The organism is Rhodococcus sp. EPR-157, from assembly GCF_001647195.1.
Taxonomy (GTDB): Bacteria; Actinomycetota; Actinomycetes; order Mycobacteriales; family Mycobacteriaceae; genus Rhodococcoides.
In genome coordinates this window covers 1-16578 of record NZ_LVCV01000367.1, presented here as the reverse complement: position 1 = coordinate 16578, position 16578 = coordinate 1, and the positions used below count along the sequence as shown (strand labels likewise).

The following is a 16578-nucleotide window of genomic DNA, read 5'->3' as shown; positions in this document are numbered from 1 at the left end:
CGTCACGGCGGTGGGGACTACCTCCCGACACACATCATGAGATCGGCGCTACATCCACGGACACCGAAATAGTGCTCTCCTCCGCCTCGGTGTAGATGACGCCACGCAGCGGCGGCACATCGGCGTAGTCGCGACCCCAGGCCACCGTCGCGTAGCGCTCGTCGACGAGTTGGTCGTTGGTCGGGTCGAACGCGAGCCACTTGTCCTCGGGGGTCCACACCGCGGCCCACGCGTGGGTGGCGTCGACGCCGATCATTCTTTCCTTGCCGGGGGGTGGTTCGGTCGCGAGGTAGCCGGAGACGTACCGCGCTGCCAGTCCCTTCGACCGTAAGCACGCGATCGCCAGCCGCGCGAAGTCCTGACACACTCCCGATCGGGCTTCCAGCACGTCGGCCACCTTGGTCGAGACGGTCGTCGACCCCGACTGATAGGTGAAGTCCGTGAAGATGCGATGCGTCAAATCCACGACGACATCCCGCAGCGGACGACCCGGTGCGAAACTGGCGGCGGCGTAGTCGACGACTGCGTCGGTGATCTCGGGTGAGACGAGATCGAGAACGAATTCGACCGCTGCCGCCCGGCTACCGTTGGCTGTGTAGTCACCCGGCGCCTGCGGTCTTGCCACTTCCCACGGTGTGTTGGCGCCCAGGAGTCGATCTGCCTCGTTCGGTGCATCGACTTCGACGACCGAGTCCGCGGTGACGACGAGCTTCTCGTGGTCTGTGTTGACATGGAAATAGACGTCCTCGTTGCCGTAGACGTCCACCCCGAAGGACTGATCGGTCGGTGCCGGTTCGACATCCACCGACTTGTCGAGGCATCGCTGGCCGTCGAACTCGCGCGGCGCGAGGAACCCGCGGCCGTAGGACGAGGTCACTCGATCCGAGTAGGTGTAGGTGGTGATGTGCCGAATGCGATAGCGCCTGCTCATGCCCGGCCACCGTTCTGCGTCCCGTTACGTTGCTTCTGCCGCCTGCCGACCGTGCCCCACAGTGGTTGTGTACCGCCTGGCAGGACCATGTGCGTGGCGAGAACGACGCGGGAGAGCTCCTCGAGTTGTCGGTGAATACCGTCGACCAGTTCGATCAGTTCGACGCGCCTGCCGGAGGCGTCGACCGATTCCAGGTCACCTGGGTCGACGCGCCGCAGCCGAACTGCGATCTGCTCGACGAGTTTCTCACCGCGGGAGGTTCCCGACGCATCGGGCAGTGCAACGAGATCGTCCTTGATGCGGGTGAGCTGATAGACGAGTGAGCGCGGGTTGCCCTCGTCGAACAGCAGCAGTTGGGCGACTGCTGCAGGCCGGGCCCGACCGCGGTTGCGGCGACGGTAGATGACCGATGACTCGGCGGCCGACAGCACCGAATCGATGACTGCCTGTTCGGTCGACGGTGTCAGCGCGTGGCTGAGCGTTGCCGACAGCAGCGCGGTCAGTTGCAGACCTCGCTCGATCCGCCTGCCGCAGTCCATCAGATACCACCCTGGGTCGCGCACCATCGATTCCGCCGCGAGACCGGACAGCGACAGAAGTCCTCGCAGCACGGCCGACTGAGTCGCGGCGAGTTGCGCGCCGTCGGCGGCACTGGAGCCCGACAATTCGTCCAACGCAGTATCGATACGGCTCAGAACTGCCCAGGTGTCGTTGGAGAGCTGGTCGCGAACGCCCCGGGCAGCCTGTTGAAGTCGATCCACGGACTGCGCAACCGATCCGAGGCGGTCTATCGAGAGTGTCAGCGATCGGAACTCGGTCACCGCATCGGCCCTGGTGTCCTCGACCAGGAACCCCGGTCCCGCGCCCGAGACGCGAGTCACGGCCTCGAGGAGAATCGGGAGACTGTCGCTGCCGTCGAGCCACGGCATAGAACGGTAGTCCTGGTGTCGCTCGCGCGCGGCGATGAGAAGACGAGTCATGTCCTCGGCACGTTCGCTGTAGCGACCGAACCAGAACAGGTCTCCGAGTACACGAGGAGAACTGACCACGTCGACGTTCGACGCCGCCGCGTAGTGCGGCAGCTCCTCGGCGGATGCAGGCGGCGTATGCGGAGCCGAATCCGCAGGAGTAACCCGTTCCGCCGAACGTACCCACACGTCTTTCGACGCGACCGTGATCAACGGCTCGGCAACCGGTGATGTGACGAGCACCTGCCCCAGCCCACCGTTCATCGGCATGTATCCCGCGCGCTGAGCGACGCTGAACAGCCTGATTCCCACCTCGGCAGCACCCATGGTGCCGCCGAATCCAGACCCCGCCGGTGCGACGGAGAACTCGGGCACCTCCTGTCCGACCCACGTCCACGGTTGCGCTCGAAGACGTCCGGCAAACGCGTCCGCAGCTGCGTTGTCCAGGTCGTGTCCCACAACGGTCTCGCGAGTGGTGACCGATCGGAACACGAGTGATCTCATTCGCGAAACAAGCCGAGACACCCCGTGCGGTTCCCCACCCCAGGTCGCAGGTGTCGATTCCAGAAGCAGATCCTCGTCGAGAAGCGCCCGACACAGCGCCGGTAGCAGCGGCGGAAGCGCAGGGCTTTCGAGGACTCCGCTGCCGAGGGTGTTGACCACGCTGACCGCGCCGCGTCGCAGAACCTCCACCAGACCTACGACCCCCAACCTGGAGTCCGGTCGCAGGTCGAGTGGATCGGTGAATTCGGCGTCGACTCGACGGAGAACGACGTCCACACGACGAAGCTTGCCGAGCGATCGCATCCACAGGCAGCCGTCGCGAACGACCAGATCTGCGTTCTCCACGAGGGGAAAGCCGAGAACGGTCGCAAGGTAGGCCTGATCGAAGGCGGTCTCGGAGTGAGATCCAGGGCTGAGCACGACAACGACAGGATCCTCGGCCGCAGCCGGAGCCGCATCGATCAGTGCCAGTCGCACTGCGCGTGCGAACGTCGACAGTGGCCGCGGGTTGGTGTCCTGGAACAGCTCCGGAGTTGCTCGCGACATCACCCGTCGATCCGCGAGGGCATATCCGATACCCGATGGTGCCTGAGTCCGGTCCGCGACGACGCGAAAACGACCGTCGGCACCTCGACCCACGTCGGCAGCATGGATGAACAGCTGCCGCGGCCCAGGAATGGTGATGCCGTGCGCCTCACGGATGTAACCGGGATCGCCGAACACCAGAGCCGGCGGGATCAAGCCTTTCGCAACAGTGTTCATCGGCCCGTACAGGTCTGTCAGCAGGGCGTCCAGCAGCCTGGAACGTTGCACGAGACCTGGTTCGAGAGCGTCCCAATCGTCGGCACCGAGAACCAGTGGAATCCCATCGAGGCCCCACCGCACCGGGGCGGGGACACTGTCCGAGCCGTCTGCCGGGATCGGGTTGTAGGTAATTCCGTGATCATCGACGAGGCCGCGTACTCGCGACTGCAGAGCACGCTCGCCGCCTCGCCCCGACTTTTCGAGGCCGGCGACCAGCTCCGCCCAGTGCGGGCGGACGGAACCGTCGGCGGCGAGCAGCTCGTCGTGACGGCGGCCGCCACCGGGGAGGGCCCCAGTTCGATTGCGATACGAGGCAAGCGCATCCACGGGCCTCTGCTGAGACGTCACGGAGTCACCTCCCCCGGCGGCCGTGCCGTAGTCCACCGCATCCACGGGCACCATCGAGTCGTCATTCCTTCCGTCGGGCGACTGACGACTGCTACCGGTCACCGAACGGTGGTTTCACGGAAGTAGCCGGTGGTCGTCACCGTGTCCGACTCGTTGTTCGATCGCGCCACCACTACCTGGCGTACACACCCGTGCGCCGAAGGTCCAACATTCCGGGAGCCGTGACGTCGATCGATTGTCGAGCATGCATCTCGAGCAATCTTGCTACGTCCACTTTGCCGGAGGTGAACCCACCCTCCTCGAACCGACCGTTGCGGCGCGCTTCGGCCTCCACCGAATTCACGGGAGGACCGTCGTAGGACCTGCCGCCAGGGTGAACCACATGGTAGCTGCAGCCTCCGACGGCGCGACCGGTCTGCTTCTCTATGAGGTCGAATCGAAGCGGTGATTGGACTTCGATGGTCGGATGCAACGCGCTCGGCGGCTGCCAGGCGCGGTATCTGACACCTGCCACCTGGACGTCCTGACGATCGGTCCGAAGCATGGGCACGGGCACACCGTTACAAGTCACCAGGTAGCGCCCCTCATCCGCACCGGCGATCTTCACCTGAATTCGCTCCACGGACGAGTCGACGTAGCGTGCAGTTCCCGAGGACGTGGATTCCTCACCGAGCGTGTTCCACGGCTCGATGGCGCCGCGCAGCTCGAGCTCGGCGTCGCCGATCACGCTGGTGCCGATTCGTGGAAACCGGAACTCGGTGAACGGGTCCAGCCAGCTGGTGTCGAACTCGATGCCGTGCTCGCGAAGATCCTCCGCGACCCGGCCGATGTCGCCTATGACGAAGTGCGGCAACATGTACCGGCCGTGCAGGTTGGCACCGTGGCGGATCAAAGGCGCCTTCAGCGGGGTGTCCCAGAACCTCGACACCAGCGATCGAACGAGAAGCGACTGCACCATGGCCATCTGGTGGTGCGGTGGCATCTCGAATCCTCGGAGTTCGAGCAATCCGAGTCTGCCGCGCGTGCTGTCGGGACTGTAGAGCTTGTCGACGCAGAATTCGGCGCGGTGGGTGTTTCCGGTGATGTCGGTGAGCAGGTGACGCAAAGCTCGATCCACCACCCACGGCGACGCCGTACGGTCCGACGCGGTGAGGCGCTCGATCTCGCTGAACGCGACCTCGAGCTCGTAAAGAGCCTCTTCGCGTCCCTCGTCGGCTCGGGGTGCCTGGGAGGTGGTGCCGATGAAGCGACCCGAGAAAAGGTACGACAGCGATGGGTGTCTCTGCCAGTGCGTCAGCAACGACACGAGCAGGTCCGGGCGACGGAGGACGGGCGAATCGGACGGCGTGATACCGCCGAGCGTGATGTGGTTGCCACCACCGGTTCCCCGAGTCGTGCCGTCGTTGTCGAAGCCCTCGGTGCTCAATCGTGACAGCCGGGCCTCGCGATACAGAGTCTCCATCAGGTCGTTCTGCTCGGCCCACGACGACGACGGTTGCACGTTGACTTCGATGACACCCGGATCCGGTGTGACGGTCAGGGTCTGGATTCGCGGATCCGATGGCGGTCCATACCCTTCGATGACAACTGGAGTGTCGATCGCCGAGGCAGCGTTCTCGACGCGCTCTACCAGTTCGAGGAAGTCTTCCAGACGGTTCATCGGCGGCATGAACACATGGAGTATTCCGTCACGGACCTCGGACACGAGGGCCGTGACGTCGTGTCCGCCGACCGATCCTGCTGCAGCGGCATTGGATTCGACCAGACGTGCGTGACGCGCCTCCACGGGATCCACCGGCCGTGGCGGCCGCTGCGTCATCTGCCGGTTCGGCAGAGGTTCCTTCGGCGCGGTCGGATCTGCCGGGTTCTCCGGCGGACCACCCGTCCAGGAGATCGCGTTCAGTGGTAGCCGAAGACCTGCAGGCGAGTCTCCTTCCAGCAGAACGATTCGACCACGACGGAGCGTCCAGTCGGCGCTCTGCCAACCACTGCCGTCCGGCGTTCGACTGATCGGAAGCACGAACGCCGCCGGTTCGTCGGTCGTGGAGTCGAGTTTGGCCAACAGCGCCGCCCGCGCTTCCGCCGAGTCCGATCCCGGTTCGAGGTCGTCACCGTCGGAAGGTGGGTCACCGTACGGTTGCCGAACGAGATCGAGGAGACGTACCAGTGGATCCTCGAATGCCGGCCGCGCCTGTTCTACCGGGAGACCGAGCCCTTCGACCAACTTCTCCACCAGAGCGCGGGACGACGAGGGATCGACGGCGGCGGGTCGCTCGTCCTCTGCCAACCAGGGATCGGCGATCAGATCCGAGTCGCGCCACAGTGATTCGCCGTCGGTGCGCCAGAACAATCCGACCTGCCACCGCGGCAGCGGCTCACCCGGATACCACTTGCCTTGGCTGCGTTGAACGAGCCCGTCGGGTGCGTAGATCGTTCGCAGTCGCTCCGCAAGTGCCGACGCCAGCAGCCGCTTGTGCGGGCCGTCGGCCGTGGTGTTCCACTCGGGTGCGTCCTGGTTCTCGATCGCAACGAAGGTCGGCTCACCGCCGACCGTCAATCGGATGTCCTGCGCGTCCATTCGATCGTCGAGAACGGCGGCTGTGGCCTTGATCGCCTCCCACTGCTCCTGTGTGTACGGAAGCGTTGTCCTGGGGTCCTCGTGGACCCGCACGACCGTGTTGGAAAAGTCGAGCTCGGCCTTGCACTTGCTCGTCGCACCGGAAATGGCTGCCGCCGTGGACGGATGCGGAGTCGCCGACAGCGGGATGTGGCCTTCACCGGCGAACAAACCGGACGTCGGATCCATGCCGACCCAACCCGCTCCCGGGAGATACACCTCGGTCCAGGCATGCAGATCGGTGAAGTCGGCAGCGGGTCCCGACGGTCCGTCGAGCGACTTGACATCCGACGCCAACTGCACCAGATAGCCGGACACGAATCGCGCGGCAAGCCCCATTTGCCGCAGTATCGACACCAGCAGCCAGGCCGAGTCGCGGCAGGATCCGACGGCGGTCGTCAAGGTGTGATCAGGGGTCTGAACACCGGGCTCCATCCGAACGGAGTAACCGACGTCACCCAGTACGGCCTGATTCGCCATGACCAGAAAGTCGATGGTGCGCAGCTTGTCTCCGCGTTCCCGGACTGCAGCCTCGAGTTTTTCGACCCACGCGGATACGACCGGCCCCGGCCCGGTGCCCTCGTCGCCTTCGTCCACCGGACGCAGATACGGCTCCAGATCCGGAAGGTCGGCCTTCTCGTACGCGAAACCGAAGTGTTCGGCCCAGTCCTCGACGAAGAAATCCAAGGGATTGATGACGGCCATGTCTGCTACGAGACCGACGGTGATGGACATGTGATCCGTACGTTCCGGGAACACCACACGCGCCAGGAAGTTGCCGAAAACGTCCTGCTGCCAGTTGATGAAGTGCTCAGCAGGCTCGATTTTCAACGAGTAAGCGTCGATGGGTGTCCGCGAATGCGGTGCCGGCCGCAAACGGATCTCATGCGGATATACCTGAACCATGCGATCGAACGAATAGCTGGTCCGGTGTTCCAGCGCGACCTTGATGCCCACGGCGAGCCCCTAACAAAATCTCGAATGGGTAAGAACTACCAACCTTAGAGGCCACCTGCCGCTACCGCTCGGCGAGAAATGTGTCCGAAACGTGCACCGATGTGAGCCGTGTAGCGCTTGACACACTCTTCCCGGTGCGGTTCGCTCAGCGAGAAATCGACAAATTGACCAAAGCACGTCAACTTTCCAGCCAAGGGGAATTTCGTGAGCGAGCAACCACCCACCGGACCGCGATACGGCTCCGACCCGAACCAACCCCAGTATCCGCAGAACCCGGCATCCGGCTACCCGCCCCCCGGTAGCTATCCGCCGCCGCCGGTCGCAGGAAATGCTGGGTACGGTGCGGGCTCGCGACTTCCCGGTGGGGCACAGCCCGGAAGCCTCGGCATCCGTTTCGGAGCACGGTTCATCGACGGAATCATCATCGCGATCGTCGCCTTCATCCTCTACGCGATCGCGCCCGGCGGCTTCATCGGGCAATGGATACTCGGACTGGCAACGGCCCTGCTCGGATTCGCCTACTTCGTGTTCCTCGAATCCTCGCGCGGACAGACGTTCGGCAAGCAGATTCTGGGCCTGCGTACCGTCGGCGCGGCAGGCGGGAACCCGACTCAGGCGGAGGCAGCCAAGCGCAACGCTTTCCTACTGCTGAACATCCTTCCGATCCTCGGTGGCTTCTTGGTGTTGGTCGCGTACATCGTGATCGCAGTGACCATCAACTCGAGCCCCACCAAGCAGGGCAAGCACGACGAGATCGCCGGCGGAACCCAGGTCATCAGCGTCAAGTGACCTGTTAGCCCTGTGCAAGCGGACCAATCGAGAGTTCTGGGTGGTCCGCTTGTCTGCGTTTCACCCGCCGATTCACCCCCGACCACCACGCTCCGAGCTGATCGAGCGCGCACAATTCGACGACATCCACCGACCAGGAGACCAACGTGAGCGAGAACCCACCCACCGGACCGCGGTACGGCGATGGACCCGAACCCGACCCAAGCGGACAGCCGCAGACTCCCCCACCAGCCGGCGGATACCCGCCACCCGGAGGAACACCTCCACCCGGGAACTACCCGCCGCCGGGTGGCAACTACCCACCACCTCCCGGGAACTACCCACCCCAGGGCGGCAACTACCCACCACCTCCCGGGAACTACCCACCCCAGGGCGGCAACTACCCACCACCTCCCGGGAACTACCCACCCCAGGGCGGCAACTACCCACCACCTCCCGGGAACTACCCACCGCAAGGTGGTAACTACGGTCCTGCGGGTTACGGGGGTGCAGGGTTCGGGGCAGGCCTTCCGCCGACGCTGAGTGTCGGAGACGCAATCACCTTCGGTTGGAACAAATTCAAGGACAACGCTGGTGTCTGGGTCGGCATCGTCCTGATCGCCGCGGTGATTCAGATCGTCATCAACCTGATATTCGGCGGCTTCGGCGGTTCGACTTCGGACCTGTCCGAGACGTTCAGCCTGTGGCGAATCCTCGGCACGTTGATCGGTGCCATCGTCGGCTACCTCATCAACGCTGCGCTGATTCGGGGCGCGCTCCACGAGGTCGATGGAAACAAGCCCGCAATCGGGTCCTTTTTCCAGTTCGCGAACGTCGCGTCGATCGTCATCGCCAGCATCCTCGTCGCGATCATGGTGACGATCGGTTTCGTGCTCCTGATCATCCCCGGCATCATTCTGACGTTCCTGACCTGGTGGACGCTTCAATTCGTCATCGACCGCAATGAGGACGCGATCACAGCGATCAAGTCCAGCTTTCGGGCGATATCGTCGAACGCGGGTCCGTTGTTCGTTCTTGCCCTCGCACTCGTGGGCATCAACATCCTGGGAGCGATCCCGTGCGGCCTCGGGTTACTCGTGACGATTCCCATCACGATCATCGCCTCGACGTACGCCTACCGCATCGTGTCGCGCGCAGCCGGCGTCTGATTTCACGAAGCCACAACAGCCGACCCCGCGATCATCGCCGATCCGGGGTCGGCTTTCGTTGTCGAATGCCCCCAAATGCCCAAGACCAGACCAGCCGGTATGCCAACCGCAGCCTCACACCGTATGGTTCGTTGGCGCGAACGCAGTACCGAGAGTCGCGCGACCGATCCGAGCGAGAGGGAAATGTTGAACGACCACTCCAGCGGGGGCAGTGGCCACGACCCACAGCAGAACTCACCCGAACATCGACCTGAGCCGAATCCACCTGCGCCGGGCGCAGGTCCGCCTCAGGGGCCGTACGGACCACCAGCGGAGTACCCGTACCAACAGGGCGGTTATCCACCGCCGCCCGGCAACTACCCACCGCCGCCCGGCAACTACCCACCGCCGCCCGGCAACTACCCACCACCGCCCGGCAACTACCCACCACAGGGCGGTTGCCCGAGCTATCCGCAGGGATACAACCAGTTCCCGCCGGGACCCCAGCAGTACGGACCACCCCAGCAGTACGGAACCCAGCCCGCGACGCTCAGTGTGGGCGCTGCGTTGACCTACGGTTGGAAGAAGTTCGTCGCCAACATCGGCGTATGGCTGGCGTTCATGGCGTTGTTCGGAGGACTGCTGGTCGCCTTCTACATCGTCGCGGTGGCAGTGGTGTTCACCACCATGCTGGCTGCCGAAAGCACCGAGGATTCGGCGTTCGCATCGGCCGCCGACGGCACCGGTTTCTCGGTCGGCACCATGGTGATGACCTCGATCGCAGGCATTCTCGGATTTCTGGCCAGTGCAGTTCTCATCCGTGGGGCGCTGCTCGAGCTCGACGGAGTCCGGCCCGGTTTCGGGGCGTTCTGGCGGCTTCCCAATGTCGGTCAGCTGGTCTTGTTCGGGATCGCCACCGCGGTGATCTCAGGCGTGGTCAACACCGTCGACCCGTTCGTATCCTTGGCATTCAGCCTGCTGTTGGGCATCGCGATTTGGTTCGCCGTGCAGTTCATCCTCGATCGCGGAATGTCGGCGTTGACATCGGTCGTCGCGAACATTCGGCTTCTCGGATCGAGCCCAGGACAATTGGCACTGCTCTATCTGGCGCTGGTCGGAATCAATCTGGTCGGCGCGGTCCTGTGCGGCATCGGGCTCATCTTCACCGTGCCGATGACCATGATCGCCACCACCTACGCGTACCGCGTTCTGACCGGCGGACCCGTTTCACCTGCAACCTGATTCGCTGAACTGGCCACTCGACACACGTCAGTGCCCCCGGAATCTTCGTCGATTCCGAGGGCACTGGTGTGCGTAGTTACTGATCCTCGGGTGCTGCCGGCTTGTCGTCCTTCTTCTCCGGCTTGGCATCGATACCGGATTCCTTGCGCTGCAACGGCGTGATCGGTGCTGGCGCGTCGGTCAACGGATCGACGCCCCCACCGGACTTCGGGAAGGCGATTACCTCACGAATGGAATCGACACCCGCCAGTAGCGCGGTGATGCGATCCCACCCGAACGCGATTCCGCCGTGCGGGGGCGCGCCGTAGCTGAAGGCGTCGAGCAGGAAGCCGAACTTCTCCTGTGCCTCCTCCTTGCCGATACCCATGATCGCGAACACACGTTCCTGAATGTCTTTGCGATGGATACGGATACTGCCGCCACCGATCTCGTTGCCGTTGCACACGATGTCGTATGCGTAGGCCAACGCAGAACCCGGATCGGTGTCGAACGTCTCCATCGACTCGGGCTTCGGCGAGGTGAAAGCGTGGTGCACAGCGGTCCACGCTCCCGAGCCGACTGCGACGTCGCCACTGGCGGTGGCGTCGGATGTCGGTTCGAAGAGCGGAGCGTCGACGACCCACACGAACGCCCACGCCTTCGGATCGATCAGGTCGAGCTTGCGAGCGATCTCGCCGCGTACCGCGCCGAGTAGAGCTCGCGACGCTTTGATCGGACCGGCGGAGAAGAAGATCGCGTCCCCGGGCTTCGCGCCGACGTGCGCGGCGATGCCGTCCCGCTCGTTGTCGGTCAGGTTCTTCGCAACCGGGCCGCCGAGCGTTCCGTCCTCGCCGACAAGTACGTACGCCAGGCCCTTGTGTCCACGCTGCTTGGCGAACTCCTGCCACTTGTCGAGCTGCTTACGCGGCTGCGACGCGCCTCCGGGCATGACGACCGCACCGACGTACGGCGCCTGGAATACCCGGAACTCGGTATCGGAGAAGAAGTCCGTGCATTCCACCAGCTCGATGTCGAACCGAAGGTCCGGCTTGTCCGAGCCGTATCGACGCATGGCCTCGGCGTAGGTGATGCGGGGAATCGATGTCCTGAACTCGTGACCGACGAGCTTCCACACGGCGGCGAGAATTTCTTCGGCGAGCAGGATGACGTCGTCCTGCGTCACGAAGCTCATCTCGACATCGAGCTGAGTGAACTCGGGCTGCCGGTCCGCGCGGAAATCCTCGTCGCGGTAGCAGCGAGCGATCTGGTAGTACCGCTCGATCCCGCCGACCATCAGCAGCTGTTTGAACAGCTGCGGGCTCTGCGGCAGAGCATAGAAGCTGCCTGGCTGCAGGCGCGCCGGCACCAGGAAGTCGCGTGCGCCCTCGGGCGTCGACCGCGTCAATGTCGGCGTTTCGACCTCGATGAACTCGTGATGGGCGAGCACACTGCGTGCGGCTGCGTTGACGTGCGAACGAAGCCGAATCGCATGCCCTGGGCCCTCACGACGAAGATCGAGGTATCGGTACTTCAAACGAGCTTCTTCACCCGGCTGATCGTCGAGCTGGAACGGCAGGGGCGCGCTCTCGGAAAGGACCTCGATGTCTGAGGCGTCGACCTCGATCGCGCCGGTCGGGATCTCGTAATTCTGATTGCCGTCGGGACGCTGACACACCGTGCCGGTGACCTTCACGACGTATTCGGCGCGCAGGCGGTGTGCCTTCTCGGCCACCTCACCCTCACGGAACACGACCTGCGAGACGCCGGATGCGTCCCGTAGATCGATGAAGATAACTCCGCCGTGATCGCGGCGACGCGCAACCCAACCCGTCAAGGTAACTGTTCGGTCGACGTGCTCGGATCGAAGTGAGCCGGCGAGGTGGGTGCGCAGCACTGGTTTCCTTTCACAAAATGCCAAAAAGCGTGTTCGTCGGTCACCGATCCTACGGAGGCGGTATCGAGACCGTAAACGCGATCCCACCACGGCATGGGAAGCTGCTACTCGACAGACGTCGAGCGGGCCTCGGATCTCGCGCCGGGCCACGTTCCCTTGGAAGGAAAACGAGACATGACGTTCAGAGAAGGCGCTCGGATGCAGCCCGGCAGAGTCTCGGTCGGGGGAAGCGGCGGCGGCAAAGGCGGCAAGATCGCGCTGGGCGGCGGCGCCGGTGGACTCGTCATTCTGGTCCTGGCTCTGCTGTTCGGCGGAGACCCCGGGTCCATCCTCGGACAACTGAGCGGCAGCACCGACAACAGCGGCCAGTACGACTCGGGAACCGGCACCCTGGAGAACTGCGAGACGGGCGCGCAGGCCAACGCCCAGGTCGACTGCCGCGTCAACTTCACCGTCGGCAGCCTCGACACCGTCTGGGAGTCCGAACTCGGTCCGCAGACAGGCGTCGCCTACGTTCAGCCCGAGGTGAGACTGTTCAGCGGATCGATCAGCACCGGCTGCGGGAACGCCACCAGTGCCGTGGGCCCCTTCTACTGTCCCGCAGATTCCACCGCCTACTTCGACACGAGCTTCTTCCAGGTTCTCGTCGACCGATTCGGTTCGAGCGGCGGTCCACTCGCACAGGAGTACGTCGTCGCCCATGAGGTCGGCCATCACATCCAGAATCAGCTCGGTGACATCGGGCGCGCTCAGGCCGACCCACAGGGCGCCGAATCGGGTGCTGTACGAGTCGAACTGCAGGCCGATTGCTACGCAGGTATCTGGGCGCATCACGCCGCGGTGATACCGGACCCGAATACGGGCGAGCCGTTTCTCGAACCCCTCACCGACACCGATATCCGTGACGCTCTCTCTGCCGCATCCTCGGTGGGCGACGACCGGATTCAGCAGGCGTCGAGCGGCAGAGTCAATCCCGAAGGATGGACCCATGGGTCTTCGGATCAGCGTCAGGCATGGTTCCTCACCGGCTACCGAACCGGCCAGGTGTCGGCCTGCGACACGTTCTCAGCCCGGAATCTCGACAGCCCTCCTGCCCTCCCCCGGTAGCCGGTCTCAGAACAGGGTCAGTCCCTAGAACAGCGTCAAAGCGGGGTCTCGGTCCCGGTCGGCCACTTCCGGCTCGGCCGGCACGTTCTCGGGCATCGACCTGAGATCGTCGACGCCGTAGCCGTGCCTCTCCAGCAGCGGATCGATTCTCCCCCTCAGCCATGTTGTGTACTCGGGGGTGACGTAGGCGCCGTAGCCGTACAACTGCCGGTAGCGACGCACGAGTGCTGGATGGTTCTCCCCCAGCCACGACATGAACCAGTCCTTGGTCGACGAACGAAGATGCATGGGCATAGCGGACACCGAGGTGGCTCCTGCATCCGCTAGCGCCTCGAGTAAGCCGTCCAGCTGCCGTGCGCCGTCGGTGAGGAACGGGATGACCGGCGCCACGAGAACCCCGCACGGCAAACCTGCCTCACGGACGGCACGAATGAGGTCGAGGCGCGCACGCGGACTGGGGGTGCCAGGTTCGAGTTGCTTCTGCAGATCTGGATCGTGGATGGCAAGGCTGATGCTGATGTGCACGTCGACCTGCCTGGCGGCGAGCGTCAGCAGAGGCAGATCACGTCGCAGCAGTGTCCCCTTGGTCAGTATCGAGAATGGGGTGCCCGACTCCGCCAAAGCGCGAATGATGCCGGGCATCAATCGATATCGCCCTTCCGCTCGCTGGTACGGATCAGTATTGGTGCCGAGTGCGACAGGTTCACGCTTCCAGGATTTGCGGGCGAGTTCTTTTCGAAGAACTGCCGCTATATTCGTCTTCACCACGATCTGAGAGTCGAAGTCCTTGCCTGCGTCCAGATCCAGGTACTCGTGAGTCGGTCGCGCGAAGCAATACCGACACGCATGTGAACACCCGCGAGCGGGATTGATGGTCCAACTGAACGGAAGCGACGTGTCGCTCGAGATCTTGTTGAGGGCGCTCTTGCACAGCACTTCGTGGAAGGTGATGCCCTCGAATTCCGGCGGTTGTACGCTGCGAACCAGACCCGAGCGCTCCAGGCCGGGCAGCGCGCCCTCGTCCGCGGCGTCGAGTGTCTGACCGGACCATCGCATACGCATAGTCGAACATCTGTTCTAGAACATGTCAAGGCGCGAGGATGAGCGCGCAGCGGACGCACGATAGCGTGTGGGCAGAGTCCGAACTTCCAAGGAGACCTCCCACGTGACTGCCCCCATCGCACCCACCCTCGAACCGATATTGCGACTCGGACTCACCCTCGGTGTCCCTATCGATGTCGGAACCGTTCCTGCAGGCGAACGCGTGGTGACACCGATTCTCGGCGGCGCAGCACCGGGCCCCGACATCGAGGGCACACTGGCCGGATCGTCGTCCGTAGTGGGAATCACGCGTCCCGACGAATGCACCGAGTTCACCACCGAGCTGACTCTGGAACTCGCTGACGGGGGCTATCTTTCGCTGACGTACCGAGGCTTTCAGTTCGGCCCGGCGGACGTCATCGAGTCTCTGAGTGGGACCGAGGAAGTCGACCCGGCCACCTATTACTTTCGAGGCACCCTCGACATCTCGACGTCAGCACCCCGGTTCACGTATCTCAATCGCGCACTCGTGGTGACCTCGGGATCGAGATCCGCACAGGCCGTCGTGATCGACGCATTCCTGGTGACATGAACCGCTAGCTCGTCAGGCCCGCGACTTCACGATCGGTCAACGTGGCCAAAGGTGTTCGTCCCGCTTCTCGCACCAATTGGACGGCGCGGTAGAGCGGACGCTCGTCGAGGCCGGCATCCCGAGCCTCGGCCTTGAGCTGATCCACCAACACCGATGCGACTGCGGCGGCGGGCACGAGCTCGCTGGTCCAGAGGGCGTCGGCAAGTTTGCGAAGCGACAGGATGGGCAACTCGCGGCCGCCGCCCTTGGTGTACAGCGCGAGTGCGATGGTCGCCTTCGCGCTTCCGTCGTACAGTCGCAGCGAGATCTGGTCGATTCTCGCCGTGCGGATCTGCACCTCGGCGGACACCAGCCCGGCAACCGAAAGATGCGTGGTCCGAAATCCGCCGCGAACATGTATCTTGTTGTCACTCAACCACGTTCGACGCCTCAGCCCGATCCACGCCGAACCTGCCGTCGGCACGGCGACGACGACGCCGAGAACGACGGCGACTGCCACGGGCAGGAACACGCTTGCAATCGCTGCGATTATTACACCGACAACGACTGCCCCGATCGCAACTTTCTTCAATCGCGGTGCGATCAGCTCGACCGGAACGAGATCGAGTTCGACACGCTCTCCAGCGGAACCATCAGCCGGCAAGGTTCACCTCCAGGTGCGACACGACCTCCGCCAGCGGGACCTCACGCTGCTCCCCCGTCGACAATTCCTTGACGACGACCACTTCGTCGGCAATCTCCTTGTCTCCGAGCACGAGTGCGAATCGGGCACCCGAACGATCGGCAGCCTTCATCGCACCCTTGACGCCACGGTTCCCGTAGGCCATGTCGACACTGATTCCCTTGGCCCGCAGCGCCCCGGCGATCGCGACGATTCTCGACTTCGCATCGCTTCCCAGTGGCACCCCGAACACGGAGCACCGAGCGCTCGTTCCTGCGGACTTGCCTTCCGCCGCCAGCGCCAGCATCGTGCGGTCCACACCGAGCCCGAAGCCGATGCCGGACAGCTCCTGGCCACCCAGCTGGGCCATCAACCCGTCGTACCGTCCTCCGCCGCCGATACCGGACTGAGCGCCGAGACCGTCGTGCACGAACTCGAAGGTCGTCTTGGTGTAGTAGTCGAGGCCGCGCACCATCCGCGGATTCACGACGTACGGAACTCGCAGCGCATCGAGGTGACCGATCACCTCGTCGAAGTGCGCTTTCGCCGTCTCCGACAGGTGGTCCAGCATGAGCGGGGCATCCGCCGTCATCTCGCGCACCTCGGGACGCTTGTCGTCGAGGACACGTAGCGGGTTGATCTCGGCGCGCGTACGTGTCTCCGGGTCCAGCGGCAGGGCGAACAAGAAATCCTGGAGGAGTTGGCGGTACTGCGGCCGACAGGTGTCGTCACCGAGGGAGGTGATCTCGAGCCGGAAGTCGCTCAGCCCGAGACTTCGAAAGCCTGTGTCCGCGATTGCCACCACTTCCGCGTCGAGCGCGGGATCGTCGACGCCGATAGCCTCGACACCCACTTGCTGAAGTTGACGGTAGCGGCCCGCTTGTGGCCGCTCGTAGCGGAAGAACGGGCCCGCGTACGCGAGTTTGACCGGGAGCGCACCACGGTCGAGCCCATGCTCGATCACGGCGCGCATGACGCCTGCAGTGCCCTCGGGGCGAAGCGTCACCGACCGGTCGC

Annotated in this window: 12 protein-coding genes; 5 read left to right on the top strand and 7 right to left on the bottom strand. The window is 64.1% G+C overall.

The window, feature by feature from the left end; all coding sequences use genetic code 11:
* Positions 1-34 precede the first annotated feature (34 nt).
* From A2J03_RS16835 to A2J03_RS16825, 3 genes are all read right to left on the bottom strand, one after another.
* Positions 35-931, bottom strand: a complete 897-nt coding sequence (locus tag A2J03_RS16835; RefSeq protein WP_068376074.1) for a transglutaminase family protein — start codon at positions 929-931, stop codon at positions 35-37.
* Positions 928-3609 carry a circularly permuted type 2 ATP-grasp protein gene (locus A2J03_RS16830; RefSeq protein ID WP_068376125.1) on the bottom strand — a complete coding sequence of 894 codons (2682 nt, stop codon included), beginning with the start codon at positions 3607-3609 and terminating at the stop codon, positions 928-930. Before A2J03_RS16830 ends, A2J03_RS16835 begins: the two co-directional genes overlap by 4 nt.
* 118 nt (positions 3610-3727) lie before the next feature.
* Positions 3728-7129 (bottom strand): transglutaminase family protein, encoded by a 3402-nt coding sequence (locus A2J03_RS16825; protein WP_068376072.1) that lies wholly within the window; start codon positions 7127-7129, stop codon positions 3728-3730.
* A 204-nt stretch (positions 7130-7333) separates the two neighbouring features.
* Here A2J03_RS16825 and A2J03_RS16820 point away from each other — a divergent pair, with 204 nt between their 5' ends.
* The 3 genes from A2J03_RS16820 to A2J03_RS16810 all read left to right on the top strand — a co-directional run bounded on the left by A2J03_RS16820 (position 7334) and on the right by A2J03_RS16810 (position 10287).
* On the top strand, positions 7334-7918 hold the full coding sequence (locus tag A2J03_RS16820) for an RDD family protein (protein WP_068376069.1): 585 nt from the start codon (positions 7334-7336) through the stop codon (positions 7916-7918).
* 146 nt (positions 7919-8064) lie between these two features.
* Positions 8065-9066, top strand: a complete 1002-nt coding sequence (locus A2J03_RS30035; RefSeq protein ID WP_082897892.1) for a hypothetical protein — start codon at positions 8065-8067, stop codon at positions 9064-9066.
* Between the two features lie 183 nt (positions 9067-9249).
* Positions 9250-10287, top strand: a complete 1038-nt coding sequence (locus A2J03_RS16810) for a hypothetical protein (protein ID WP_068376122.1) — start codon at positions 9250-9252, stop codon at positions 10285-10287.
* A gap of 76 nt (positions 10288-10363) precedes the next feature.
* Here A2J03_RS16810 and aspS read toward each other — a convergent pair whose 3' ends face one another.
* A complete protein-coding gene (gene aspS, locus A2J03_RS16805; RefSeq protein ID WP_068376068.1) occupies positions 10364-12160 on the bottom strand; it encodes an aspartate--tRNA ligase in 1797 nt (598 codons plus the stop codon).
* A gap of 174 nt (positions 12161-12334) precedes the next feature.
* Here aspS and ypfJ point away from each other — a divergent pair, with 174 nt between their 5' ends.
* A complete protein-coding gene (ypfJ, locus tag A2J03_RS16800) occupies positions 12335-13267 on the top strand; it encodes a KPN_02809 family neutral zinc metallopeptidase (protein WP_068376120.1) in 933 nt (310 codons plus the stop codon).
* A gap of 24 nt (positions 13268-13291) precedes the next feature.
* On the opposite strand, the gene A2J03_RS16795 is transcribed toward ypfJ, so the two are convergent.
* Entirely contained in the window at positions 13292-14323 is a 1032-nt protein-coding gene (locus A2J03_RS16795) for an Rv2578c family radical SAM protein (RefSeq protein ID WP_068376064.1), read from the bottom strand.
* 109 nt (positions 14324-14432) lie between these two features.
* Between A2J03_RS16795 and A2J03_RS16790 the strand changes: the two genes are divergently transcribed.
* A complete protein-coding gene (locus A2J03_RS16790; RefSeq protein WP_068376062.1) occupies positions 14433-14900 on the top strand; it encodes a DUF3237 family protein in 468 nt (155 codons plus the stop codon).
* A 4-nt stretch (positions 14901-14904) separates the two neighbouring features.
* Here the strand turns inward: A2J03_RS16790 and A2J03_RS16785 are convergent, their stop codons facing one another.
* On the bottom strand, positions 14905-15543 hold the full coding sequence (locus A2J03_RS16785) for a hypothetical protein (protein ID WP_068376060.1): 639 nt from the start codon (positions 15541-15543) through the stop codon (positions 14905-14907).
* The coding region (gene hisS / locus A2J03_RS16780; protein ID WP_068376058.1) for a histidine--tRNA ligase at positions 15533-16578 on the bottom strand (1046 nt) is incomplete at its 5' end. The genes A2J03_RS16785 and hisS, both read right to left, overlap by 11 nt.